This window comes from Mycobacterium sp. FW102-FHT13B02, from assembly GCF_058790275.1.
In genome coordinates, this window is record NZ_JBYTCM010000003.1 from 226,928 (window position 1) to 250,811 (window position 23,884).

The following is a 23,884-nucleotide window of genomic DNA, read 5'->3' on the forward strand; positions in this document are numbered from 1 at the left end:
ATGACATTCTGGGTGCTCGGCACGGTGTCGGTGCTCGGCGCCATCGCCATGGTGACCGCACCCAAAGCGGTGTACTCGGCAATGTTCCTGGCCAGCACCATGATCAGTCTGGCCGTGCTCTACATCGCCCAGGATGCCGTGTTCCTCGGCGTCGTGCAGGTGGTCGTCTACACCGGCGCCGTCATGATGCTGTTCCTGTTCGTCCTGATGCTGATCGGTGTCGATTCAGCGGACTCCCTGGTGGAAACGATTCGCGGACAACGCATTGCCACCGTCGTGGCCGGCGTCGGCTTCGGCATCGCGGTGATCGCCGGCATCGGCAGCCTCGGCACGTCGTATGTCGGTTTGGAGTACGCAAACCGCGCCGGCAACGTCCAGGGTCTGGCGGTGCTGATCTTCACCCGCTACCTGTGGGCGTTCGAGACCACCAGCGCGCTACTGATCACTGCTGCACTGGGCGCCATGGTGCTGACCCACCGCGAACGGTTCGAGCACCGAAAGACCCAGCGCGAGCTGTCAATTGAGCGGTTTGCCGCGGGCGGACATCCGACGCCCCGGCCGAACCCCGGGGTGTACGCACGGCACAACGCCGTCGACATCCTGGCCAAGCTTCCCGACGGTTCGGACGCCGACATGTCCGTCAGCGCCGTCCTGCCCCGGCGCAGCGTCTCGACCGACGATGGGCATGCCGTCAGCGCACGCGAGGAGCAGGGAGGCTCATGAATCCCACCAATTACCTCTATCTCGCCGCGCTGCTGTTCACCATCGGCGCGGCTGGTGTGCTGGTGCGCCGCAACGCCATCGTCATGTTCATGTGCATCGAATTGATGCTCAACGCCGCCAATCTGGCGTTCGTCACGTTTTCCCGGATGCACGGCGGGCTCGACGGTCAGGTGGTGGCGTTCTTCACCATGGTGGTGGCTGCGTGTGAGGTGGTGGTGGGACTGGCGATCATCATGACCATATTCCGGACCCGGCGATCGGCGTCGGTGGACGCCGCGAGCCTGCTGAAGCAGTGACCATGACGACATCGGTGTGGTTGCTGATCGCGCTGCCCCTGGCGGGCGCGGCAATATTGCTGCTCGGCGGGAAGGCCACCGACGCGTGGGGCCACCTGCTCGGTTGCGCCGCCGTTGTCGGCGCCTTCGCAGTCGGTGCCACCCAGTTCGTGGCAATGTCCGGTCGCGACAACGACTTCCGGATGGTGCACCAGACGCTGTTCTCCTGGGTTCCGGTCGCCCAACTCCAGGTCGACTTCGGGCTGCGGCTGGACCAGCTGTCCGTCTGCTTCGTCCTGCTGATCACCGGCGTCGGCGCGCTGATCCACATCTATTCGATCGGCTACATGGCGCACGACCCGGCCCGGCGCCGCTTTTTCGCCTATCTCAACCTGTTCGTCGCGGCGATGCTGCTGCTCGTCCTGGCCGACAACTACCTGGGCCTGTACGTCGGATGGGAAGGCGTCGGCCTGGCGTCGTACCTGCTGATCGGGTTCTGGTCGCACAAGCCGTCGGCGGCGGCAGCGGCGAAGAAGGCGTTCGTCGTCAACCGGGTCGGTGACATCGGGCTGGCGCTGGCGCTGGCGGCCATGTTCGCTCACACCGGAACACTCTCCTACGCGGGGGTTTTCGCCAAGGCGCCGCATCTCGCCGCAGCGACCACCACGCTCATCGGTCTGCTGTTGCTGCTGGCCGCGTGCGGCAAGTCGGCTCAGGTGCCGCTGCAGTCGTGGCTCGGGGACGCCATGGAGGGTCCCACGCCGGTGTCAGCGCTGATCCACGCGGCCACCATGGTCACCGCAGGTGTGTACCTCGTGGTGCGGTCGGCACCGATCTTCAACCAGTCCGCCGACGCCCGGCTGGCGGTCGCGATCGTGGGAGCGGTCACGCTGTTGTTCGGCGCGGTGATCGGCTGCGCCAAGGACGACATCAAGAAGGCCCTTGCGGCGTCGACCATGAGCCAGATCGGCTACATGATGCTCGCGGCGGGGCTCGGTCCGGCCGGCTACGCGCTCGCGATCCTGCATCTGCTGGCCCACGGCTTCTTCAAGGCCGGTCTGTTCCTCGGCGCCGGTTCGGTGATGCACGCCATGGACGACGAGACCGACATGCGCCGCTACGGCGGGCTTCGCACCGCCATGCCCGTCACGTTCGCCACGTTCGGCATGGGGTATCTCGCGATCATCGGGGTGCCGCCACTGTCGGGCTTCTTCTCGAAAGACCCGATCATCGAGACCGCTTTCGCTGTCGGCGGCACCAGAGGCCTGCTGTTCGGTGGCGCCGCGCTGCTGGGCGCGGGCATCACCGCGTTCTATATGACCCGCGTCATGCTGATGACCTTCTTCGGGGAAAAGCGTTGGCACACCGAGGCACATCCCCATGAATCCCCTTCCGTCATGGCCTGGCCCATGGTGTTGCTGGCCGCCGGGTCCATCGGTGCGGGCGCGCTGCTCGCGGTCGGCGGAACGTTGGAACACTGGCTCGAACCGATCGTCGGTTACCAGGAACTCGAGCACACCATTCCGGCTTGGCTGCTCACCGTCGTCACGCTCGCGGTGGTCGGTGTCGGTGTCGTGATCGCGTATCGGATGTATGCGCGGCAGCCCATCCCGGTGAGTGCGCCGGTCAACGTCTCCGGGCTGACGGTCGCTGCCCGCAATGATCTGTATGGCGACGCGTTCAACGAGCGGGTGCTGATGATGCCGGGCCGGCGGCTGACCGATGACCTGGTCGACTTCGACGACGTCGCGGTCGACGGTGTCACCCGCGAGCTCGCGGCGCTGGTGCGCAGCGGGTCGCAGGATCTTCGGCGCTGGCAGAACGGGTTTGCCCGGTCGTATGCGTTGTCCATGTTGGCCGGAGCGGCATTGCTTGCGGCCGCCATTCTCACGGTGAGGGTGTGGTGACCGGAATGTGGTGGCTGACGGCGTTGTGGGCCGTCCCGATGGCCGGCGGTGCGGCAGTGATCCTCTTGCCTGCCACGGCACGTGCTTTCGCGCGCTGGACGGCATTTGCGGTGTCGCTGGTCGTGTTCGCCATCGCGCTGATGCTCACGCTGCGGTTCGATCCGGCCGGGGCGCGCTACCAGTTTGTCGAGAACCATCCGTGGATCCCGTCGTTCGGCACCGGATACATCCTCGGGGTCGACGGTGTGGCCCTTGTGTTGGTCGCGCTGACGGCGGTCCTGGTGCCGCTGCTGATCATCGCCGGCTGGCATGACGGTGACAAGAACGACGCGGGCACGCAGGCCAAGTCGACACATGCCTACTTCGCATTGATCCTCGCCGTCGAGTCGATGGTGCTGATTTCCCTGGTGTCGCTGGACATCCTGCTGTTCTACGTGTTCTTCGAGGCCATGCTGATCCCGATGTACTTCCTCATCGGCGGTTTCGGCGCGGACCGTCCCGCGGCGTCGAAGGCTGCGGTGAAGTTCCTGCTGTACAACCTGTTCGGTGGCTTGATCATGCTGGCCGCAGTCATCGGGCTGTACGTGGCCACCGCCAACAGCCCGCTCTTCGCGCACGGCACGTTTGATTTCCGTGCCGTCGCGGACGCCGCGCGGGGCGGCACGCTGATTGTCAGTCCGGGTTTGGCCAACGCGCTCTTCGGCGGATTCATGTTTGCGTTCGCGGTCAAGGCACCCCTGTGGCCGCTGCACCGGTGGCTGCCCGACGCGGCAGTGCACTCCACCCCGGCCACCGCCGTCCTGATGATGGCCGTCGTCGACAAGGTCGGCACCTTCGGCATGCTCCGGTACTGCCTACAGCTGTTCCCCCAGTCCGCGGCGACGTTCCGGCCGTTGATCATTGCGCTGGCGGTCATCGGCATCGTCTACGGGGCCATCGTGGCCATCGGTCAGACCGACGTCATGCGCCTGATCTCCTACACCTCGATCTCACACTTCGGCTTCATCATCCTGGGCATCTTCGCCATGACCGAGCAGGCGCAGTCCGGCTCCGCGCTGTACATGGTCAACCACGGCCTCTCGACCGCCGCGCTGTTCCTGATCGCCGGGTTCCTGGTGTCCCGCCGGGGATCTCGGGCCATTGCCGACTACGGGGGCGTGCAGACCGTCGCGCCGGTCCTGGCCGGCACATTCCTGGTCGCCGGGCTGGCCACCCTGTCGCTACCGGGCCTGGCACCGTTCATCAGCGAATTCCTGGTCCTGGTAGGCACATTCATCCATTACCCGGCCGTCACGGCAGTCGCGGCCACCGCCCTGGTGCTCTCCGCCCTCTACATCCTGTGGATGTACCAGCGCATGATGACCGGCCCCGTCGCCGACGGCAACGACAAGCTCCGCGACCTGATGCCTCGCGAACTGGCCGTGGTGGTACCACTGGTCGCCCTGCTCCTCGTGCTGGGCGTCTACCCCAAGCCGGCCCTCGACATCATCAATCCCGCTGTCGGCCACACCTCGTCGAGCACCGCCCAGGGGGTCGCCCGGTGACACCCATCCCCGCGCCGTCCGTCGAGTACGGCCTGCTGTCGCCGATGCTGATCGTCTTCGGCGTCGCCCTGGCCGGCGTCCTCGTAGAGGCCTTCGCGCCGCGCTCGGCACGCTACCGTGCCCAGGTCATCTTGAGCATCGGCGGCCAGGTGGCGGCGCTGATCGCGGTGGTTTCCCAAGCGCTGCACCTGGGTTCGGCGATCGGCCGGCCCGCGGTCCTCGGTGCCATCGCCATCGACCGGCCGGCATTGTTCCTGCAGGGCACCCTGCTCGGTGTCGGCGTGCTGGCGACCCTGCTGATGGCCCAACGGGTTTCCGACGGCAGCGGGCTGGCCGCGTTCACCCCGCAGGCCGCGACGGTACCCGGCAGCGCCGCCGAACAGGTCGCGCTCAAAGCGGGTGTGGTGCATACCGAGGTGTTCCCCCTGGCGATGTTCGCGCTCGGCGGCATGATGCTGTTCGGCGCCTCGGATGATCTGCTGACGATGTTCGTAGCGCTCGAGGTGCTGTCTCTGCCGCTGTACCTGATGTGCGGCCTGGCTCGGCGGAATCGGCTGCTGTCGCAGGAAGCGTCGCTGAAATATTTTCTGCTGGGCGCATTTTCGTCGGCGTTCTTTCTCTTCGGCGTCGCGATGCTCTACGGCTACTCGGGCAGTCTGAGCCTGTCCGGGGTCGCCGCCGGCCGCGGACCGGCTTCACTCGGACTCATCGGCATCGCGCTCCTCTGCGTGGGCCTGTTGTTCAAAGTCGGTGCGGTGCCGTTTCATTCGTGGGTACCCGACGTGTACCAAGGTGCACCCACACCCGTGACGGCCTTCATGGCGTCAGCCACCAAGATCGCCGCGTTCGGTGCGCTGCTGCGGGTCTGCTACGTCGCGCTGCCGGCCCTCGCCGACCACTGGCGGCCGGTGCTGTCGATCATCGCGGTGCTGTCCATGGCGGTGGGCACGGTGATCGCCATCGCGCAGGACGACGTCAAGCGCATGCTGGCGTATTCCTCGGTGGCACATACCGGTTTCATCCTCACCGGTGTGATCGCACTCAACGGCAGCGGATTGTCGGCGTCGTTGTTCTATCTGTTCGCCTACGGGTTCAGCACGCTCGGTGCGTTCGCGGTGGTGAGTGTGGTCCGTCGCACCGACGGCGACGAGGAAGGCGACCTGCGCCGCTGGGCCGGGCTGGGACGGCGGAATCCGTTCTTCGGTGTGGTGTTCGCACTGTTTCTGCTTGCCTTCGCCGGCATCCCGCTGACCAGTGGGTTCGTCAGCAAGTTCGCGGTCTTCAAGGCCGCAGCCGAAGGTGGCGCCGCGTCCTTGGTGGTCATCGGTGTCATCGTCAGTGCCGTTGCCGCGTACTTCTACGTCCGGGTGATCGTCCTGATGTTTTTCACCGATCCGGTCGACGACGCACCGGAAATCCAGTCGGGCAGCCTCAGCACCGCGATGATCGGGCTGACGGCGTTCGTGACGCTGGCACTCGGCGCGGTCCCGCAGCCGGTGCTGGATCTGGCCAACCACGCCGGTCAGTTCTTGCGGTGAGCCGCTCGGAGGTGAGCAGCCGGTGATCGGAGATCGTTGGGGCGTCACCGACGCTGAAACTCGCGCCGAGTACGACTGTGACCGCTACGTCGCCAACCCGTCGGTCGAAGCGTGGCGCGGTGTCACGGTGAATGCGACACGAGAACGCTTGTGGCCTTGGCTCCTTCAGGTTCGCCTCGCGCCGTACTCGTACGACTGGATCGACAACCTCGGGCGGCGATCGCCGCGCGAGCTGCACAACCTCACCGACCCTGAGCCCGGCGATCCGTTCAGCGCCAGCGCCGGCCGGCCGCTGGGCAGAATTGTCTCCGTCGACCATCAGGTGCAGTTGACGGCGAAGATCATCGGTGCCTACATGTCTTATCGGCTCACCCCGATCGACAATGACAGAACGCGACTGGTACTGAAAGTCGCAGCGCCGCAGTCGTTGCGACTGGTCGCACCACTGCTGTCGCTAGGCGACCTGGTGATGGCGCGGCGGCAGCTACTGAACCTCAAGCTGCTCGCTGAGCAGTAACAGGCGGCCGACTCTGACATTCCCTCAGATCGGGGAGCCAATCGCGCAACGACACCACATTGGTTGTGAAATCGGAGATTTCAGCTCATCATGCTGATGTGACCGAGTGCGATCAAGCCACGCCGAGTGGAGTCCACCCGCTATTGGCGGAGCGATTCAGCCCCGTGTGGTTCGATCGGAACGCGGCCCTGAGTGACGCTGAGGTCGACGTGCTGCTCGACGCTGCCCGGTTGACTCCGTCGGCGGGCAACTCCCAGCCGTGGATGTTCATCGTGGGACGCCGTGACGATCCGATCCACCGGCGGATCGCGGGCCACCTGGCGCCCAGCTCGGCTCGGTGGGCTCTCGATGCCGCGCTGCTGGTGGTGAATCTGGCTCATCTCCTCGTCGAAGACACGGACTGGGAGTACTCCGAGTTCGCGCGGTACGACCTGGGCCAGGCAGTCGCCCACATGACGATTCAGGGTTTGGTCATGGGACTCGGTGCGCATCAGTTCAGGGCATTCGATCGTGACGCCGTTGCGCGTGAATTCGAAGTCCCGGCCGAATGGGAGGTGACGTCGATGACAGCGTTGGGTTTGGCCGGTCGCGCGCCAGACGGAACGACGGCACCGGCCCTGAGCCGCGGCCGGCTGTCACGACACGAAATCACCTGGAGCAGAGCGTAGTCATCTCCGATGGTCAGTGACGGGGCGAGGTTCCGGCTGCTCGCGCCACGGACATGCGCGAAGCACTGACTGCGTTCCGAGAGAAGCGCCCTCCGGTTTTCACTGGCACCTGACCTGCCCTGTGATTCGCGTTCCGGTCACCGGACAACTCGCTGTCGTCGTGACGCCGCGATCTGCGGAGATAGAGGAGTCGAACAGTCTGCGAAAAAGCAACTTTCGCGTTGCGAGCCGAACATATCGCGCGCTCGGAAGGCGCGTCGGTCTGGCGCGAAGGATGCCATTCGCCCCGCAACTACGTATCGAAGGAGCCGACGATGCCACAGCCCGGCCCTCGGAGTACCGCGCCGACCAAGCAGTTCTTGAGGGACCCGTCCCGGCGAGAAGAACTCCGCAAGCGGATCGTGTCGGCCGCGACAACACTGGCAGTCCTCGGCGACGGAGAATGTCAAATACGTTCAGTCGCGACCGCTGCCGGTATCGCGCCCAGCACTGTATATCGGTACTTCACGTCGAAAGACGATTTGCTCTTGGCATGCCTTCACCGATGGGTCAGCGACTTCTCCGCCTCCATGGACGCGAGTATCGACGGCTCCGACTTCCGCCGCGGAAATTTAGAGGTTGCCAGGATGCTCACCGTTTCTTTGTGTGCATCCCCTCGGTTCACCGAAGCGGTAATCCGGCCGTACCTGTACGCACACGGAGAGGCCTCTGCCCTGGCCGACATCGTGCGCCAGCAGCTGATCGAAATCTTTTGCACAGCCTTGCACGACAGACGACCGTCGCAGCTGCACGGGAGCGTTGCTGAGGTACTCACCGACATTTGGGTCACCAACGTTGTGGCCGTCAGCCAACAGCGCGCGACCCTTGACGACGTGATGCATCGCCTCAGCTTGGTGGTCAACGCGCTGTGGGACAACGCGAACGAGGTAAATCCCGGCGCTGCACGGCCGGACTCTGGCGAGGACGCCGTCGCGTGACTTGAACTACCTCGCGGAGTGCTCGGCGCCCGCGTCCTCAGGTCGTACCTTTTCCCGCTCACCGAACGAGGCGGCCGACCACCGCCGAAATCCCGGTGGGAGGGAATCGCGATGGCGGGGCCCGAAGCTCGCCTGCCAGTCTTCCTCGGTGGGACGTGTCCCGGGTCACATCGACTCGCATGTCCCGGTAGAGAAACGGAGTACGTCATGCCGCAGCGATCGTTCGCCGGTCCGTTGCAAGCGGTCGGAGGGTTGTTCGCCATGACGGCCGACGCAACCAAATTCGCGTTCCGGCGGCCCGTCCAGTGGCGCGAATTCCTTGACCAGTCATGGTTTGTCGCGCGGGTGTCTCTGGCACCCACACTTCTCGTCGCGATCCCGTTCACCGTGTTGGTGTCCTTTACTCTCAACATCTTGCTCCGCGAACTGGGAGCGGCCGATCTCTCTGGAGCCGGCGCCGCGTTCGGTGCAGTCACACAGGTCGGCCCCATGGTGACGGTGCTGATCGTGGCCGGCGCCGGCGCCACCGCAATGTGTGCAGACCTGGGATCGCGCACCATCCGGGAAGAGATCGACGCCATGGAGGTGCTCGGCATCAATCCGGTCCAGCGACTGGTAACTCCCCGCATGCTGGCCTCCGGACTTGTAGCACTGCTCCTCAACAGTCTTGTGGTCGTCATCGGCATTCTCGGCGGATACCTGTTCTCGGTATTCGTCCAGGATGTGAACCCCGGTGCTTTTGCCGCCGGCATCACGCTGCTCACCGGCGTTCCCGAGGTCATCATCTCCTGCGTCAAGGCGACACTGTTCGGCCTCATCGCCGGCGTTGTGGCCTGTTACCGCGGACTCACCATCTCCGGCGGCGGAGCCAAAGCAGTCGGCAACGCCGTCAACGAGACCGTCGTATATGCGTTCATGTCGTTGTTCGTGGTCAACGTGGTGGTCACCGCCATCGGAATCCAGATGACCACCCGATGACGCGAACCACAGCACCGCTCCGGTCCACCTACCCGCGGCTGACCCGCGCCGTGCAGACGCCCGCGAAGATCAGCGCCGACATCGGCGACCACATTTTGTTCTACGGTCGAGCAATTGCGGCCGTGCCGTACGCCGCGGCGCACTACCGCCGCGAAGTGATCCGCCTCATCGCTGAAATCAGCATGGGCGCAGGCACCTTGGCGATGATCGGTGGCACCGTCGTCATCGTCGGATTTCTGACCCTGGCCACGGGCGGAGTCCTGGCGATCCAGGGATACAGCTCGCTGGGCAACATCGGCATCGAAGCGCTCACCGGATTCCTGGCCGCATTCATCAACGTCCGGATCTCGGCGCCGATCGTCGCCGGCATCGGCCTCGCGGCCACCTTCGGCGCCGGTGTCACCGCCCAGTTGGGCGCGATGCGGATCAACGAAGAGATCGATGCGCTGGAGTCCATGGGGATCCGATCCGTCGAATACCTCGTGAGCACGCGCATCGCGGCCGGAATGCTGGCGATCACCCCGCTGTACGCCATTGCCGTGATCTTGTCCTTCCTCGCGAGCCAGTTCACCACCGTGGTGCTGCTGGGGCAGTCCGGCGGCCTCTACAACCACTACTTCGACACTTTCCTCAACCCCATCGACCTGCTCTGGTCATTTCTCGAGGCCGTCCTGATGGCCCTGGCGATCCTGCTGTTGCACACCTACTACGGCTTCTTCGCCGGCGGAGGGCCGGCCGGTGTCGGCGTAGCGGTCGGCAACGCCGTCCGCACCTCGCTGATCGTGGTCGTCTCCATCACGTTGCTCATCTCACTGGCCATCTACGGGTCCAACGGCAACTTCAACCTCTCAGGCTAAGCAGGCATCGAATGTCACGCGACTCATTACGTTTGCTCACCGGCGTTGCTGCGATGGGCGTTACCGCCGCGCTCGTGGTCGGCGCCGTGGTGTTGTTCCGCGGTGGCGCAACCGCCACCGCACCAGTCACAGTGCTGTCTTCGCGCGTGGGACTGATCATGAACCCCGACGCCAAGGTGAAACTGCATGGCGCCCAAGTAGGCAAGGTAGCCGCCATCGAAGACCTACCGGACGGCAGCGCCGCTATCCATCTGGCGATGAATCCTGGCTACCTGCAGCTGATTCCGGCCAACACCGGAGTACAGATCGTGTCGAGCACTGTGTTCGGCGCCAAGTACGTCGACCTCGTCCCACCGGCGGAACCATCTGCCCAGCCGCTGCACGCGGGACAGGTTCTCGACGCCAGCCACGTCACCGTCGAGATCAACACGGTGTTCGAGCATTTGGTCGACGTGCTGTCCCAGGTCCAACCCGAAAAGCTCAACGAGACACTGGGCGCGATGGCCCAAGCCCTGGGCGGCCGCGGCGACAAGCTGGGTCAGACGATGGTCGATTTCGACGCCATGCTCACCAAGATCGATCCCAGCCTTCGCGCGATGAGCCAGGAAATCGCCACGGCCCCAAAGGTACTCACCGCATACGCGGACGCCGGTCCCGATCTGATGAGTGCCGCACGCAACGCATCGCAGCTCAGCGACACCATCGTCGAACGCCAACAGGACCTCGACAAGGTACTGCTGAGCGCCATCGGATTGGCAGACATCGGCAATGACGTAGTCAGCACCAACAGCAACGCGATCATCGAGGCAATGCACGTATTGGTGCCCACAACCAATCTGACCAATCAATACAACGAAGCGCTCACCTGCGCGCTCAAGGGCATGGAGCCGCTTGCCATGGGACCGCCGCAACCGTTGCCCGGCATCATGCTGCTGGACTCGTTCCTGCTCGGCACAGAGCGCTACCGCTATCCGGGTAACCTGCCGAAGGTCGCCGCATCGGGCGGTCCCCAGTGCATGGACCTACCCAACGTGGGGTTCGGGCAGCGGCCGCCGTTCGTGGTCACCGACATCAACGCCAACCCCGCACAGTACGGAAATCAAGGGATCCTGTTGAACTCCGATGCCCTCAAACAAGCCCTGTTCGGCCCGCTCGACGGACCGCCGCGCAACACTGCTCAGACAGGGCAACCAGGATGACACGTCACAACTCGACCGCCCTCAAGTTCGGTGCGTTCGGTATCACGATGCTCCTGGTGACCGCAGCGCTTTTCGCAATCCTCGGGCAGTACCGAACCGGCTCGACAAACAGCTACTCAGCCGTGTTCACCGACGCGTCCAGCCTCAAAACCGGTGATTCTGTACGAGTCGCGGGTATCCGCGTGGGCACGGTCAACGACATCGCACTGCGATCTGACAACACCGTGGTCGTAGGTTTCGATGCCGACCGCGACGTCGTGCTGACCACCGGCACCAAAGTCGTTGTGCGTTACCTCGATCTCGTGGGCAACCGGTACCTGGAGTTGGTGGACAGCCCGGGGTCGACAAAAATTCAGCAGGCGGGCACCCAGATCCCAGCTGACCGTACGGAGCCCGCGCTGGACCTCGATCTGCTACTGGGTGGCCTCAAACCCGTCATCCAGGGACTCAACGCCCAGAACGTCAACGCGCTGACCAACTCGCTGATCCAGATTCTGCAGGGCCAGGGCGGAACCATGGAATCGCTGATGGCTCAAACGACTTCATTCACCACCGCACTGTCCGACAACGGGCAGACCGTTCAGCAGTTGATCGACAATCTGAACACTGTCGTGGCGACCGTCGCCAAGGACGGCGACAAGTTCTCTGGCGCCGTCACCCGCCTGCAACAGCTGATCACCGGCCTGTCGCAGCAACGAGACCCGATCGGCGAGGCGATCACCGCGCTGAACAACGGAACAGGTTCCCTGTCGGAACTCATGACGCAGGCCCGCCCGCCTCTCGCCGGAACGGTGAACCAGCTCAACCGCATGGCGGCACTTCTCGACAACGACAAAGACAAGGCCCGCATGGATCTCGCGCTGCAGAAGGCGCCCGCCAACTACCGCAAACTGGTCCGCCTCGGCGCTTACGGCAGCTTCATCAACCAGTACCTGTGCGGCTTGAATGTCCGCGTGACGGATCTGCAAGGCCGCACCGCGTACTTCCCCTGGATCATGCAGAACACCGGACGCTGCGGGGAGCCCTGATGCTGAAATACCGCGGATCGCAACTGATGCGCACCGGATTCATCGGTTTGGTGCTGATCATCCTCATCATCGCTATCGGCCTGCAGCCGCAGAAACTATGGTCGTGGGCCACGTCGATCAGGTACCACGCGGTGTTCGCCGACGCCGGAGGACTGTCCCCCGGAAACGACGTCAAGGTCTCTGGCGTCACCAAGGGGACAGTAAGCGCCATCACCCTCAGCCACGGAAAAGCCCTGGTGACGTTCACTCTCGATGGCACGGTCACTCTGGGCACACAGACCACCGCCCACATCAGGACGGGCACTGTCCTCGGCGCCCGGATGATGACCTTGGAACCGGCGGGAACCGGCAGTCTGCGCCCCGCCGACACCATCCCGCTTGCCCGCACCGGGTCTCCCTACTCGCTCACCGATGCCGTCAGCGACTTCACCACCAACACGGCCGACACCGACACCGCAGCACTCACCCACTCGCTGGACACGCTTTCCGACACCATCGACCGCATGGCCCCCCAGCTGAGACCGACATTCGATGGACTCACCCGCCTGTCCCGAACGCTCAACAGCCGCAACGAATCCCTGGCCGCGCTACTCAAATGCGCGGCCGACGTGACCGGCATTCTGTCGCAACGCAGCGCGCAGGTGAACACCCTGCTGCTCGATGCCAACGCGCTCACCGGAGTGCTCGACCAACGGCGCCACGCGATTGTCAATCTGCTGGCCAACACGTCGGCACTTTCTCAGCAACTGTCCGGACTCGTCCACGACAACGAAAAGGTTCTCGCGCCGACCCTGCAGAAAGTCAACTCCGTCACCGCAATTCTCGAAAAGAACCGCGACAACATCGCCAAGGCCCTTGCCGGGCTGGCCAAATATCAAGTCACGCAGGGCGAATCGGTGAACAACGGGTGGTATTACAACGCCTTCGTCGGCAACCTCATCCCCTCACAGACCATCCAACCGTTCCTCGACTACGCCTTCGGATTCCGCCGCGGCACCAACGCCGGCCAGCCCGCCGACAACGCAGGTCCGCGGGCCGAGTTCCCCTGGCCCCACAACGGTATTCCGGGAGGCCACTGATGATCACCCGCCATCGCCAACCATTGACCCGCGTCGCGGCTGCCCTGCTGGTGGTGCTCGCGCTCGCCGGCGGCGTGCTGCTGGTGCGGCAAACCGTCTTCCGTCCCACCACCATCACCGCGTACTTCACCTCCGCCACAGCGATTTATCCTGGCGACGAAGTCCGCGTCGCCGGCGTCAAAGTGGGAACGATCACCGGCATCGAACCGGCCGGCAGCCAGGCGCGGCTGACGCTTGCGATCGATCACGGAGTGCCGATCCGAGCAGACGCGAAGGCAATCATCATGGCGCAGAACTTGGTGGCCGCCCGATACGTGCAGTTGGCGCCCGCGTACGAGGATGCCGGTCCCACAATGGCCGACGGTGCACAGATCGGCGTTGACCGGACCGCGGTGCCGGTGGAATGGGACCAGGTCAAAGACCAGCTCATGCGGTTGGCCACCGACTTGGGGCCAGTCAGTGGTTCCTCTGCCACCTCGCTGAGCCGTTTCATCGACAGCGCCGCTACCGCGATGGATGGCAACGGCGAGAAGCTGCACCAAGCGATCAGCCAGCTTTCGGGGATCGGACGAATATTGGCGCACGGCAGCGGCAACGTCGTCGAGATCATCAAGAATCTGCAGACGTTCGTCACCGCGCTGCGCGACAGCAACGCCCAGATCGTCGAGTTCCAGAACCGCCTCGCGAGTGTCACCGGTGTCGTCGACGGTGCGCGGTCCGATCTCGATGCCGCCCTGACCAATCTGGCGTCCGCCGTCGGGGAGGTTCGGCGCTTCGTCGCAGGTACCCGCGATCAGACCGTGGAACAGTTGCAGCGGCTGACGAACGTCACCCAGAACCTCGTCGACAACAAACTCAAGCTGGAGAATGTGCTGCACGTGGCGCCCAACGCCATCGCGAACGGCTACAACATCTACAACCCTGACAGTGGCACAGCCGTCGGCGCTTTCGCGATGTCGAACTTCGCCGATCCAGTGTCGGTGGTGTGCTCAGCCATCGCGGCGGTCAAGAATGCCACGGCAGCAGAATCATCGAAGTTGTGCGCACAGTATCTCGGCCCGGCATTGTCTCTGATCAACTTCAACTACCTCCCGCTGCCGACGAATGTCTATCTGCGCAAGGCACCGAGCCCGGAGAATCTGGTATACACCGATCCCAAACTCGCCCCAGGCGGAAGCGGCGCCCGTGCCGAATCCCAAACCGAGCCCCCGGCAGTATCGGCATACACCGGCGCCAACGACGTGGCACCCCCTGCCGGGTGGGGCGCGCCACCAGGGCCTCCAGGTGCATACGTGCCCAACGGATTACCGGCAGATCCAGCGCCCGCGTTGTTCCCCGGCGCGCCGATCCCCCAACCACCAGCCGGCGCCGCGCCCTCGCCACAGACGCCCACTGTGCGGGACCTGCTCCTTCCCGCAGAAGCCGCGCCCGCGCCCGCCGCGCCGAACCCAGGAGGCACCCCGTGATGACCCGACGGGCCCTGACCCGCCTTACTGCGATATCGGCCTGTTCCCTGGTGTCGATCACCGGCTGCGCGTTCCACGGACTGAATTCGCTGCCGTTGCCGGGTACGGTGGGACGGGGCTCCGACGCCACGACCTATCACGTGGAGCTCGCCAATGTGGGTACGCTGGAAGCAAATTCGCCCGTCATGATCAGCGATGTCATCGTGGGCAGCGTGGCCAAGATGACGGTGCGCAACATGCATGCCGACGTCGAGGTGTCGGTCAAACCTGGCACCGTAGTCCCCGCGAACGCGGTTGCCACAGTAGGACAAACCAGTCTGCTCGGGTCCATGCATCTGGCCCTGGACCCGCCCCCGGGACAGCCATCCTCCGGTCGGCTGTCGCCCGGCACCATCCTGGAGCTGAACCGGACATCGACATACCCGTCGACGGAACAGACGCTGTCGTCGCTAGCAGTCCTCGTCAACGGCGGCGGGCTCGGCCGGATCGGTGAACTGGTCACCGAGACCAACAATGCGCTGAACGGTAGGCAAGACCAGATCCGCGACCTGCTCACCCGACTCAACAATGTGGTCGGCATCTTCGCCGATCAGCGAGACGACATCAATGCCGCCATCACCGCGCTCACTCGCCTGGCCCGGACCATGGCCGGGCAGAGCGACGTGATCACCCAAGCCCTGCAACGGATCCCGCCCGCACTGGATGTCCTGATCAGGGAACAGCCCCGCATCACAACCGCCATGGAGAAGTTCGGTGTGTTCAGCAGCACCGCGACCAAGCTGATCAAAGCCACCCAAGACGACTTGGTCACCAACCTGCGCAACCTTGAACCGACCCTCCGCGCACTGGCCGACGTCGGGCCGAATCTGGGTACTGTCCTGGCATTTGCGCCAACGTATCCCTACCCGCAGAACTTCATCGACCGCGGTATTCGTGGCGACTACCTCAACGAATTCATCACCTTCGATTTCACGATCCCCCGGCTCAAGCGCGGATTGCTGCTGGGCACCCGCTGGGGCCAGGAAGGAGCCCCTTTGGTTCCCGCTCCCGGCGATCCCTGGTACGCCAACTACACCAAGGACCCGCTGGGCACATTGCTGACCGCTCCGCCGAAAGCCGTTGCAACGCTGCCGGCTTCGGCACCCGCCGGCCCCGCAAATCTGAACGGAGGCGGCAACTGATGCTGACTCGTTTCGTACGCATTCAGCTGGGCCTCTTCGCGGCCGCCTCGATCGTCGGTTTGGCGGTGATGCTGGTCGTCTACCTACAGGCCCCCACCTTGCTGGGACTCGGGCGCATGACGGTCAGCCTGCAGCTGCCGGCGACCGGAGGGCTATACCGGTTCTCCAACGTCACCTACCGCGGCGTGCAGATCGGCAAGGTCACAGATGTCCGGCCCACCCGTGACGGTGCCGTCGCCACCCTGTCACTCGACCAAGCGTCCAAGATCCCCGCGGATTTACACGCCGCAGTCCTGAGCGTGTCCGCCGTCGGCGAGCAATATGTCGACCTGCAACCCCGTAACGAGGCAGGCCCCTACCTGCACGACGGATCGGTCATTCCTGCGGCGAAAACATCGATCCCCCAAGCCGTCGGACCGATGCTCGATCAAGCCAGCGCACTCATCAACAGCATCCCGAAAGACAAGATCAGTCCACTGCTCGACGAAACATTCAAGGCGTTCAACGGCTCTGGTTACGACGCCGGGTCCCTGTTGGATTCCTCGTCGAGGTTGATCGCAGACGCGAACAGCGTCAGCGACCAGTCCCGAGCGCTCATCGATGACAGCAGGCCCTTGCTGGATGGACAGGCCCAATCGGTCGATGCCATCCGGACCTGGGCCCACGGCGTCGCCGGAATCAGCCGGCAACTGGTCCAGAACGACCCGCAGGTGAGAACGCTCCTCAAGGAGGGGCCAGGCGCAGCGGACGAGGGCTCCCGCCTGTTCAACCAGGTGAAGCCTACTCTGCCGCTGCTCTTGGCCAACCTGACAAGCCTCGGCCAGGTGGCCGTGACCTACCACCCGTCCCTCGAACAGCTGTTGGTGCTCCTGCCACCTGTGGTGTCGTCCACCCAGTCGTACGGCGCACCCAAGAACAATCCGACGGGCATGGCGATGGGCGACTTCACCCTGAACATCAGCGATCCGCCGGCCTGCACAGTCGGCTTTCTGCCGCCGTCGTCATGGCGCTCACCGGAAGACACCAGTGACATCGACACCCCCGACGGGTTGTACTGCAAGCTGCCGCAGGATTCGCCGATCGGCGTGCGTGGGGCACGCAACTACCCGTGCATGGGGAATCCCGGAAAGCGCGCTCCCACAGTTGAAATCTGCGACAGTGATAAACCTTTCGAGCCGTTGGCGATGCGTCAGCATGCGCTGGGGCCGTACCCGATCGACCCGAACCTGCTCGCTCAGGGGATCCCGCCGGATTCTCGGGTTGATCACGACAGCACGATCTACGGGCCCATCAACGGAACGCCGGGGCCGGCAACCGCTCAGCCGCCAACCGGCGAGCCCGCGCCGGACGCTCCCCCACCGCCCCCGGGCGCCACGCCTGCGCCAGTAGCGCCGAGCGCCTTCAGCCCCAAGCATTCGGCGGGGCCGTCGGTCGCCATCGCCACCTATGATCCCGCCACCGGCCGTTACGCCACTCCCGACGGCGGGGTCTACCGTCAGAAAGATCTGGCTCCGCAGGGTGGTCAACGAACGTGGCGGGACCTGTTCACAGCCTGACGTTTTGGACCTTGGGGCCGGCACAATCTCAGGAATGTGCCGGCCCCAAGAAGTCAGCACCGGGTCAAGCGACTTTGACCAGTTTGAAGGGCATCGTGATGAACACGACCCTGCTGCTGCCGCACGAGCCACTGACGCCGGTGGTGGAGTCCTCGCCCATCAGTGTCGTCGACGTCGAATCCGCACCGGCCCCATCGGAGGTAGCCGGATAGAACCTGAACACCTGAAGTCCCGGTCCTGCACTGCCATCGCCGCACGGCTGCCAGTTGTCCACTGTCTTCTTGACATACCAGACACCGCTTTTCATATAGATGGGCGCCGTCCATCCCCAGTCGCTCGCGACTTTGCCGGTGCATTCGGTCGGGTAGCTGCACTTGGTCGTGATCGTCCACGTGCTGCGGATGCTCGCCTCGTCGTGATAGATGTCGTTGGTCTTCGCCCACTCACCGTTGGACGTAGCGACATAGGTGCCATTGAGACCCCAGTCGTTCGACGCGTTGGCGATGCCGCAACCCCACCCACTCGACAGCCCAACGGCCACCGCCGTCGCCGCGATCGATGTCGCTGATATCCGCATGACCCGCTCCTTTTGCACCGAACCCCGTTTGACGTCCGCCGGCGGCCACCACACGGCGCGAGTCCGGCCACATAGGTTCATCGAAAGATGCTGCCACACAGCCGGAACAGCTACTACTGTCCAGCTTCCCGCATTGGGTGACAGACAAAATCCCGCCAAGCGGTCATCGTGCCCTCGGTGGGCCGACGGTGTGCCACAGTTGGGCAGTGCCAGTCGTACCCAACCACCTCCACCCGTTCGGCGACATCAGAGGGCGTGTCACCGGTCGAGGCACAACGGCAACTCCTGCCGCAATGGCGCGGTGGACGCTGGCGGCAGGCTCGGTATTGGTGATCACCTTCGGTACAGCGACGGCACAGTCCGCATCCGCAGACAGCGACCCGGCGCCGCACCATGTGACGTACACCGTCACCGCCGATCTGCCCACCAATGCGGGCATCTACTACCGCGATGTCGAACCGCCCACTTGGGCCGAATACAGCCACAACCCTTATGAATTCAGCCCACGAGACGATGTGCATCTCGAACCCGGAAAACCGTGGGTCCACGAAGCCACCCTTGACGACCCCGGCCAATGGGCGATGGTCACCGTCACCACTGCCGGTCAGCCACCGCAGCTCGGGCAAACGCTGCGCTGCACGCTCACCGTCGACGGCAGGGTGGTCAACCGCGCTGACGGCCCCAGCGGCGCTCTGTGCTCATTGCGAAATTGGTGACCACCAGGCACCCCAGGCGCGTCCATCAACCGCTGGGCGGGAATTCTTCGCCATTCGGTTCCGGACCGCATTAGCGTCGAAAACGTGACGGCCAGAACGGGCTTGGCACCGACGGGCATCAGCACCCAAGACCAGCAGGGAACCGGAGGTGGATCATGCGGTTACTCAGCCGCTCCGATACGGCAACGCAGGTGAACGCCCCGGGCGCGACCGAGGACAACGACCGTTCGCAGGCTTTCGACCTGGCGGTCATCAGCCAAGCGGAGGCAGAGGCCCTTGCCGCAGAACAGCTGGCAGCAGCCGCGCGCGCACGAGCCGACGGGCTTCGTGCACGGGCAGTCGAGGTCGACGGTTCGCCGGGCGACGGCGAACCCACCGAGTCGACATCAGATCTCGCTGACGTCGAAACCGCTGCTGCGCAAGCGTCGTCGACGAAGGTACGGCGGCGGTTACAGCGCCCGAAGTTGGGGGCGGCATTGGCCACCGTCGCCGTCCTGGCAAGCGCCGCACTTCTCGCCGCAACCGGCTACATGCTCCACTACGACCGCCAGTTCGACAGCGAGCTGCAGCGAAAGGCCGAATTCGCCGCCTCCGCGTCGCAAGCAGTCGTCACGCTGATGTCGATCGACGGCACCAAGGCCGAGGACAACGTCAAGCAGATCATTGCCAATTCCACCGGACAGTTTCGTGACGACTTTCAAGCCGATGCAAAGGATTTCGTCCAGGTTGCCCGCGAGTCCAAGGCAGCAACGAAGGCGACCGTACGCAGCGCTGCCGTCGAATCGATGACGCCGGATTCTGCTGTGGTATTGGTGACCACCGCGACAACGGTGAGCAATACCGCAGGGACCAACCAACAACCACGCAATTGGCGCCTCAGTGTCACCATGATCAGGGACGGAGCGCAGCTCAAGATGTCGAAAGTCGAGTTCGTGCCATGACCACAGACACGGCAGTACCCCACACCGCTGAGGACGCCACTGCCGAGGATGCCGACAGTGCTCAGTCCGTCGACGACCGCGCGGTCGTCGACGATCAACGCGCCGACGTATCAGAACAAACCGCTTCAGACCCCGACCGGCCGAAGCGACTGACTCGACGGCTTGCAGACCGGTGGCGGGCCATCGCCGTCACAAGCCTCGTGCTGGCGTGCGCCGGCACCGCAGGTGCGCTGTACTTCACCACGTATCTCAGTGACCGCGCCAGCGCCGAAGCCACAACCCAGGTCGCCAAGGCCGCATCCGAAGGTGCCGTGGCGTTACTCTCCTATGCGCCTGCGACTTTGGACCATGATCTGGCGGCTGCGCGTTCACATCTGACCGGCGGATTCTTGACGTACTACAGCCAGTTCGCCGACCAGTTCGTCGCGCCTGCCGCCAAGCAGAAGGACATTCACGCCGTCGCGTCGGTCCTCCGTGCCGCCACGATCGATGCACACGCAGACAGCGCACACGTACTGATCTTCCTGAACCAAACCACCACCAGTCGCGAAAACCCTGAACCGACACAGTCGGCGAGCAGCGTGAATGTCGGCCTCACGAAAATTGATGGCGGGTGGCGGATTTCGTCGTTTGATCCGATCTAGTCGGCTGAGCCTTGCGGCGGAGGTATCAAAGATGTACAAGGCCCGAGCGCCCTCACAATGAGAGCACCCGGGCCTTCTACATCAGTGCATTTGCACATCTGGGCGTCGAACGGTTGCGATCAGCGCGCGGGCGACGCGACGTCGCTACCGACGCAGCAACTCGCCCAGGGCGCGGCTTGCCTGCCGGCGGGCGGCATGCGCGATATCGAACATGGGCATCGTCATGAAGCCGTGTATTCCGCCGGCGAAATACAACTGCTGAACGGTACCGCCCGCTTGCCGCAGCGCGTTGGCATACGCCAGGCCCTCATCTTTGAGTGGGTCGCAACCGGCGAGCACCATGACCGCCGGAGGCAATCCCTCGAGAAGACCACACAGCGGGGACGCGTACGGATGGCGGCGATCACTGGGCTCCGGAACGTATTGATCCCAATACCATTGCAGTGCTTCGCGCGGGTTGTAGTAACCCGCGCCGAATCGGCGGTAGGAGTCGGTGTCGAAATCCGCGGCGATCACCGGATAGAGCAGCATCTGCGCAGCAATGGGCAACTCGCCTCGGTCGCGGGCCATCAAAGCGGTCACGGCGGCGAGGTTTCCACCCGCACTGTCGCCCCCGATTGCGATTCGTTGCGCGTCGGCACCGAAGTCGTCCGCGTGTTCGGACACCCAGCAGGTCACTGCATACAAATCCTCCGCGGCTGTGGGCCACCGATGCTCCGGGGCCAGTCGGTATGCGACCGAAACGACCACCGCCGGAACGAGATTCGCCATATTCCGGCACAGGCCATCATGACTGTCCAGATCACAGAAGACGAAACCGCCACCGTGCGCGTACACCAGCACCGGCAAAGGTCCGGATGCTGCCGGGCGGTATATCCGGATGGCCACGTGCCCACCGTCGACCGGCACCTGGTCATCCCATACGCCGGCGACCGGCTCGGGCTGCGGGTTCGGCACGAACCGTGCGCGAATCGCGGCCCTGGCCTGTGCGCCGGTCATCGTGGACACCTTGGGAAATCCGGTATCGAGGACCTCGATGAGGTCCGCTACTTGCGGGTCGAGGCTCATGCGGGTCGCATCGCCGACGCACGCAGCTCCGCGTTATGTGCCGCAATACCGCCCCGCAGGGGACGCAGGAGCGTGGGACTCGCATGTTCGCGGACGCTTTCGGCATTACGCCAGATTGCCGTCGCGGTCATCCGCACCGGCGTGACCAACCGTCGGTCGAACGTCATCTGTGTCATGGGACCACACACCGAGACTGCGGCCACGGCTTCGCCTACCGGCCCGATCGGTGCCGCTACGCAGCCGAATCCACGAAGAGACTCTTCCCTCTCAGTGGCCACGCCGTGGGCCCGGACTCGGTCCAGTTCGCCGGCGAGCTGGGAACTCGTAGCTACCGAGTACCGCGTCCGCCGATTCGCAAGGTCAACGTGAGCAGAGTCGTGATAGGCCAGGATCGCTTTGCCGACGGCGGTGCATTGAGCGGGTTGGCGCCCACCTACGCGCGTCGGGATGGCGGCAACCACCTCGTCGCCGATCTTTTCCAGGTACACGACATCAGGGCCGTCGAGGACGGCGAGGTGCACCACCAGTCCAGTGGCCCGGTGCAGGTCGCGCAGGAGCGGCATGGCCGCTCGATGAATTCGGTCCTGTTGGAGCGCAAGGTTGCCCAACTCCACCAAGCGCACGCCGAGCTCGTAATCGAACCCATCGCGGCTCAGCCACCGCAGGCTCACCAGGCGCTCGAGCATCCGGTGCGCGGACGAACGTGGCAGCCCGGTGCGACGAACGATCTGCGCCAAGGTGAGACTTCCAGACCCGTCGAACGCCTCCAGCACCAGGGAAACCCGATCGATCACATTGCTAGGCGTCTCGGCAGCCATATCGACGGTCAGCGTCATCGAAACCCTCCAGGCTCATCACAGGAATAGTCAAAATAGGAATAGTGCTTTTTTTACCATATGCTGTGGTGGCTGTCACATATCGATGTCAAGCCACCGGCGGCCACACCGCCTCGGGCGGGTTTCCGCTCACCGGTCGGCCACCTATCGCCCGTTCCCGGAAGTCGGTACAGCTGAATCCGACGACCCCATCAATGACCTCGGGAGACGAATGCGCAATCACCTGCTGCTGGCCATCGCCGTCGGCGCGCTCAGCTTCGGCCCTGCGGCCGCGGCGGCCGCGGACGCTCCTGCCCCGTGCGAGGATGCCTACTGCACACCCGGCATCTCCGGCGGCGTCGTGCTGGGAGCCCCGTGCGCCGACACGTCGCATTTCGTCTTCGGCACCACGTCATGGGGACGCCTCGTGTTCTGCGGCTCTCCGCGTCGGTATGAGCCGCGCTATTTTCGTTCGCCACCGATGAGGGGCATCAAGGTCGAGGGCTCACCCTGTCCTCAATTCGTGAATGACGTGGCCCAGAGCCCCGACGGTGTGTTCTTGAGCTGTGTTGCGGTCGACGACACCACTCGCTGGGTGCCGGGCGACCAGTGACCAGGACCGGATCGACCAATCTTCCTGCACTACAGACACATTCATGATCTCGCCTGGGATCCAACGTGAATTCCTTTGGCGGAATTATTTTTGCGTGGCGCCCGCGTCAACGGGCAACGTGATCGCGGTGATGTATCGCGCCTCGTCGGAGGCCAGGAACAGCGCCGCGTTCGCGACGTCGATCGCCTCGACCCACGGGATGGACAGGAGGTTCATCCGGCGCGCGGCAGCGGCGAACTCATCGCGCGTAGGTGGCCGGTCCAGGTCCGGCCGGAAGGCGACTCGGACCACGTCGTTCTGGATGAGCGGAGTGTCGACGTTGGTGGGCAGGATGCAGTTCACGCGGACGTCGTGCGGCGCCAGGTCGTGCGCGAGGCTGCGCATCAGTCCAATCACCCCGTGCTTGGCTGCGGTGTAGTGGCCCACCCCGACGAGACCGCGCAGACCCGCAATGGAGCTGGTCAGCACCATGGAGCCGCCGCCGCGCGCGATCAGATGCTCGGCGCCAGCTCTGCACGTGTGCCACACCCCGGTCAGGTTGACGTCAACCATTGTGTGCCAGGCGTTTTCGCTGAGATCGACGGTCATCGCACGTGACGTGATTCCGGCCGTCGCGCAGACGACGTCAAGTCCTCCGAACTCGTCGACACCCCGATCGGTCGCTGCCTGCATGCCTTCGAGGTCGCGGACGTCGACGATGTCGGTGTAGATCCGGCGACCGGCCTGCCTGACCAGCCTGCCGGTCTCCTCAAGATCTGCTGGAGTACTTGACGGGACCGAGACGGTCTCGACCGGCCCGCAGAGGTCCAGCCCGATGATGTCGGCGCCTTCCTGGGCGAACCGGACCGCCTGGGCGCGGCCGATTCCGCGGGCCGCGCCGGTGATCAACGCGACCTTGCCGGCCAGCCGCAGCGCACTCATGTGGTTCTCCCCGTCAATCCCGCGTTGCAGGTGATGTAGCGACCCTCGTCGGAGGCCAGGACGACCCCGACGTCCACGTCGGTGTTCGATCCCCCG

Annotated in this window: 24 protein-coding genes and 1 pseudogene; 21 read left to right on the forward strand and 4 right to left on the reverse strand. The window is 64.4% G+C overall.

Going from position 1 to position 23,884, the window contains the following annotated elements:
* The 17 genes and pseudogenes from AC3WTE_RS06760 to AC3WTE_RS06840 all read left to right on the forward strand — a co-directional run bounded on the left by AC3WTE_RS06760 (position 1) and on the right by AC3WTE_RS06840 (position 17,493).
* Complete coding sequence (locus tag AC3WTE_RS06760; protein ID WP_492436580.1) at positions 1-723, forward strand: NADH-quinone oxidoreductase subunit J; 723 nt, start codon at positions 1-3, stop codon at positions 721-723.
* Positions 720-1,019 carry an NADH-quinone oxidoreductase subunit NuoK gene (gene nuoK, locus AC3WTE_RS06765; RefSeq protein ID WP_459366078.1) on the forward strand — a complete coding sequence of 100 codons (300 nt, stop codon included), beginning with the start codon at positions 720-722 and terminating at the stop codon, positions 1,017-1,019. The genes AC3WTE_RS06760 and nuoK overlap by 4 nt, the downstream gene beginning before the upstream one ends.
* Before the next feature lie 2 nt (positions 1,020-1,021).
* Entirely contained in the window at positions 1,022-2,905 is a 1,884-nt protein-coding gene (gene nuoL / locus AC3WTE_RS06770) for an NADH-quinone oxidoreductase subunit L (RefSeq protein WP_492436581.1), read from the forward strand.
* Between the two features lie 5 nt (positions 2,906-2,910).
* Complete coding sequence (locus AC3WTE_RS06775; RefSeq protein WP_492436828.1) at positions 2,911-4,449, forward strand: NADH-quinone oxidoreductase subunit M; 1,539 nt, start codon at positions 2,911-2,913, stop codon at positions 4,447-4,449.
* Positions 4,450-4,454: 5 nt separating this feature from the next.
* Positions 4,455-5,987, forward strand: a complete 1,533-nt coding sequence (nuoN, locus tag AC3WTE_RS06780) for an NADH-quinone oxidoreductase subunit NuoN (protein WP_492436829.1) — start codon at positions 4,455-4,457, stop codon at positions 5,985-5,987.
* A 22-nt stretch (positions 5,988-6,009) separates the two neighbouring features.
* Positions 6,010-6,504: a polyketide cyclase gene (locus AC3WTE_RS06785; RefSeq protein ID WP_492436582.1), complete on the forward strand. Its 495-nt coding sequence runs from the start codon at positions 6,010-6,012 to the stop codon at positions 6,502-6,504.
* A 98-nt stretch (positions 6,505-6,602) separates the two neighbouring features.
* A complete protein-coding gene (locus tag AC3WTE_RS06790) occupies positions 6,603-7,172 on the forward strand; it encodes a nitroreductase family protein (protein WP_492436583.1) in 570 nt (189 codons plus the stop codon).
* A gap of 314 nt (positions 7,173-7,486) precedes the next feature.
* A pseudogene (locus tag AC3WTE_RS06795) lies at positions 7,487-7,696 on the forward strand (TetR/AcrR family transcriptional regulator); the annotation flags it as partial.
* A gap of 45 nt (positions 7,697-7,741) precedes the next feature.
* Positions 7,742-8,149 (forward strand): hypothetical protein, encoded by a 408-nt coding sequence (locus AC3WTE_RS06800; RefSeq protein WP_492436830.1) that lies wholly within the window; start codon positions 7,742-7,744, stop codon positions 8,147-8,149.
* Positions 8,150-8,356: 207 nt separating this feature from the next.
* Entirely contained in the window at positions 8,357-9,127 is a 771-nt protein-coding gene (locus tag AC3WTE_RS06805) for an MlaE family ABC transporter permease (RefSeq protein ID WP_459366083.1), read from the forward strand.
* The gene (locus AC3WTE_RS06810) at positions 9,124-9,984 is read left to right on the forward strand and encodes an ABC transporter permease (RefSeq protein ID WP_459366084.1); all 861 of its coding nucleotides are present in this window, start codon (positions 9,124-9,126) and stop codon (positions 9,982-9,984) included. The genes AC3WTE_RS06805 and AC3WTE_RS06810 overlap by 4 nt, the downstream gene beginning before the upstream one ends.
* Before the next feature lie 11 nt (positions 9,985-9,995).
* Positions 9,996-11,183, forward strand: a complete 1,188-nt coding sequence (locus AC3WTE_RS06815) for an MCE family protein (protein ID WP_492436584.1) — start codon at positions 9,996-9,998, stop codon at positions 11,181-11,183.
* Positions 11,180-12,211: an MCE family protein gene (locus AC3WTE_RS06820; protein ID WP_492436585.1), complete on the forward strand. Its 1,032-nt coding sequence runs from the start codon at positions 11,180-11,182 to the stop codon at positions 12,209-12,211. Before AC3WTE_RS06815 ends, AC3WTE_RS06820 begins: the two co-directional genes overlap by 4 nt.
* The gene (locus AC3WTE_RS06825) at positions 12,211-13,290 is read left to right on the forward strand and encodes an MCE family protein (protein ID WP_492436586.1); all 1,080 of its coding nucleotides are present in this window, start codon (positions 12,211-12,213) and stop codon (positions 13,288-13,290) included. The genes AC3WTE_RS06820 and AC3WTE_RS06825 overlap by 1 nt, the downstream gene beginning before the upstream one ends.
* Positions 13,290-14,756, forward strand: coding sequence for an MCE family protein (locus tag AC3WTE_RS06830; RefSeq protein ID WP_492436587.1), 1,467 nt, complete (start codon positions 13,290-13,292; stop codon positions 14,754-14,756). Before AC3WTE_RS06825 ends, AC3WTE_RS06830 begins: the two co-directional genes overlap by 1 nt.
* Positions 14,756-15,937 carry an MCE family protein gene (locus AC3WTE_RS06835; RefSeq protein WP_492436588.1) on the forward strand — a complete coding sequence of 394 codons (1,182 nt, stop codon included), beginning with the start codon at positions 14,756-14,758 and terminating at the stop codon, positions 15,935-15,937. Before AC3WTE_RS06830 ends, AC3WTE_RS06835 begins: the two co-directional genes overlap by 1 nt.
* Complete coding sequence (locus AC3WTE_RS06840) at positions 15,937-17,493, forward strand: MCE family protein (RefSeq protein WP_492436589.1); 1,557 nt, start codon at positions 15,937-15,939, stop codon at positions 17,491-17,493. The genes AC3WTE_RS06835 and AC3WTE_RS06840 overlap by 1 nt, the downstream gene beginning before the upstream one ends.
* A gap of 64 nt (positions 17,494-17,557) precedes the next feature.
* Here AC3WTE_RS06840 and AC3WTE_RS06845 read toward each other — a convergent pair whose 3' ends face one another.
* A complete protein-coding gene (locus tag AC3WTE_RS06845) occupies positions 17,558-18,070 on the reverse strand; it encodes an Rv2253/PknI dimerization domain-containing protein (RefSeq protein ID WP_492436590.1) in 513 nt (170 codons plus the stop codon).
* Between the two features lie 293 nt (positions 18,071-18,363).
* Between AC3WTE_RS06845 and AC3WTE_RS06850 the strand changes: the two genes are divergently transcribed.
* From AC3WTE_RS06850 to AC3WTE_RS06860, 3 genes are all read left to right on the forward strand, one after another.
* Positions 18,364-18,786, forward strand: a complete 423-nt coding sequence (locus tag AC3WTE_RS06850) for an Rv2576c family protein (RefSeq protein WP_492436831.1) — start codon at positions 18,364-18,366, stop codon at positions 18,784-18,786.
* Positions 18,787-18,941: 155 nt separating this feature from the next.
* Positions 18,942-19,727: an Rv1363c family protein gene (locus AC3WTE_RS06855; protein WP_492436591.1), complete on the forward strand. Its 786-nt coding sequence runs from the start codon at positions 18,942-18,944 to the stop codon at positions 19,725-19,727.
* Positions 19,724-20,371 (forward strand): twin-arginine translocation pathway signal, encoded by a 648-nt coding sequence (locus AC3WTE_RS06860; protein WP_492436592.1) that lies wholly within the window; start codon positions 19,724-19,726, stop codon positions 20,369-20,371. The genes AC3WTE_RS06855 and AC3WTE_RS06860 overlap by 4 nt, the downstream gene beginning before the upstream one ends.
* Before the next feature lie 144 nt (positions 20,372-20,515).
* Here AC3WTE_RS06860 and lipP1 read toward each other — a convergent pair whose 3' ends face one another.
* Both lipP1 and AC3WTE_RS06870 read right to left on the reverse strand, forming a co-directional pair.
* On the reverse strand, positions 20,516-21,439 hold the full coding sequence (lipP1, locus tag AC3WTE_RS06865; RefSeq protein WP_492436593.1) for a LipP1 family hormone-sensitive lipase: 924 nt from the start codon (positions 21,437-21,439) through the stop codon (positions 20,516-20,518).
* On the reverse strand, positions 21,436-22,275 hold the full coding sequence (locus AC3WTE_RS06870) for an IclR family transcriptional regulator (protein WP_459366095.1): 840 nt from the start codon (positions 22,273-22,275) through the stop codon (positions 21,436-21,438). The genes lipP1 and AC3WTE_RS06870 overlap by 4 nt, the downstream gene beginning before the upstream one ends.
* A 211-nt stretch (positions 22,276-22,486) precedes the next feature.
* On the opposite strand from AC3WTE_RS06870, the gene AC3WTE_RS06875 reads away from it, so the two are divergent.
* Positions 22,487-22,867, forward strand: a complete 381-nt coding sequence (locus tag AC3WTE_RS06875; RefSeq protein ID WP_492436594.1) for a hypothetical protein — start codon at positions 22,487-22,489, stop codon at positions 22,865-22,867.
* An 84-nt stretch (positions 22,868-22,951) separates the two neighbouring features.
* Here the strand turns inward: AC3WTE_RS06875 and AC3WTE_RS06880 are convergent, their stop codons facing one another.
* Complete coding sequence (locus AC3WTE_RS06880; protein WP_492436595.1) at positions 22,952-23,788, reverse strand: mycofactocin-coupled SDR family oxidoreductase; 837 nt, start codon at positions 23,786-23,788, stop codon at positions 22,952-22,954.
* Positions 23,789-23,884: the final 96 nt, after the last annotated feature.

Coding starts and splice junctions, on each gene's coding strand:
- AC3WTE_RS06760 (WP_492436580.1), top strand. CDS start 1: ATGACATTCTGGGTGCTCGGCACGGTGTCGGTGCTCGGCGCCATCGCC.
- nuoK (WP_459366078.1), top strand. CDS start 720: ATGAATCCCACCAATTACCTCTATCTCGCCGCGCTGCTGTTCACCATC.
- nuoL (WP_492436581.1), top strand. CDS start 1,022: ATGACGACATCGGTGTGGTTGCTGATCGCGCTGCCCCTGGCGGGCGCG.
- AC3WTE_RS06775 (WP_492436828.1), top strand. CDS start 2,911: ATGTGGTGGCTGACGGCGTTGTGGGCCGTCCCGATGGCCGGCGGTGCG.
- AC3WTE_RS06800 (WP_492436830.1), top strand. CDS start 7,742: ATGGACGCGAGTATCGACGGCTCCGACTTCCGCCGCGGAAATTTAGAG.
- AC3WTE_RS06805 (WP_459366083.1), top strand. CDS start 8,357: ATGCCGCAGCGATCGTTCGCCGGTCCGTTGCAAGCGGTCGGAGGGTTG.
- AC3WTE_RS06810 (WP_459366084.1), top strand. CDS start 9,124: ATGACGCGAACCACAGCACCGCTCCGGTCCACCTACCCGCGGCTGACC.
- AC3WTE_RS06815 (WP_492436584.1), top strand. CDS start 9,996: ATGTCACGCGACTCATTACGTTTGCTCACCGGCGTTGCTGCGATGGGC.
- AC3WTE_RS06820 (WP_492436585.1), top strand. CDS start 11,180: ATGACACGTCACAACTCGACCGCCCTCAAGTTCGGTGCGTTCGGTATC.
- AC3WTE_RS06825 (WP_492436586.1), top strand. CDS start 12,211: ATGCTGAAATACCGCGGATCGCAACTGATGCGCACCGGATTCATCGGT.
- AC3WTE_RS06830 (WP_492436587.1), top strand. CDS start 13,290: ATGATCACCCGCCATCGCCAACCATTGACCCGCGTCGCGGCTGCCCTG.
- AC3WTE_RS06835 (WP_492436588.1), top strand. CDS start 14,756: ATGACCCGACGGGCCCTGACCCGCCTTACTGCGATATCGGCCTGTTCC.
- AC3WTE_RS06840 (WP_492436589.1), top strand. CDS start 15,937: ATGCTGACTCGTTTCGTACGCATTCAGCTGGGCCTCTTCGCGGCCGCC.
- AC3WTE_RS06845 (WP_492436590.1), bottom strand. CDS start 18,070: ATGCGGATATCAGCGACATCGATCGCGGCGACGGCGGTGGCCGTTGGG.
- AC3WTE_RS06850 (WP_492436831.1), top strand. CDS start 18,364: ATGGCGCGGTGGACGCTGGCGGCAGGCTCGGTATTGGTGATCACCTTC.
- AC3WTE_RS06855 (WP_492436591.1), top strand. CDS start 18,942: ATGCGGTTACTCAGCCGCTCCGATACGGCAACGCAGGTGAACGCCCCG.
- AC3WTE_RS06860 (WP_492436592.1), top strand. CDS start 19,724: ATGACCACAGACACGGCAGTACCCCACACCGCTGAGGACGCCACTGCC.
- lipP1 (WP_492436593.1), bottom strand. CDS start 21,439: ATGAGCCTCGACCCGCAAGTAGCGGACCTCATCGAGGTCCTCGATACC.
- AC3WTE_RS06870 (WP_459366095.1), bottom strand. CDS start 22,275: ATGACGCTGACCGTCGATATGGCTGCCGAGACGCCTAGCAATGTGATC.
- AC3WTE_RS06875 (WP_492436594.1), top strand. CDS start 22,487: ATGCGCAATCACCTGCTGCTGGCCATCGCCGTCGGCGCGCTCAGCTTC.
- AC3WTE_RS06880 (WP_492436595.1), bottom strand. CDS start 23,788: ATGAGTGCGCTGCGGCTGGCCGGCAAGGTCGCGTTGATCACCGGCGCG.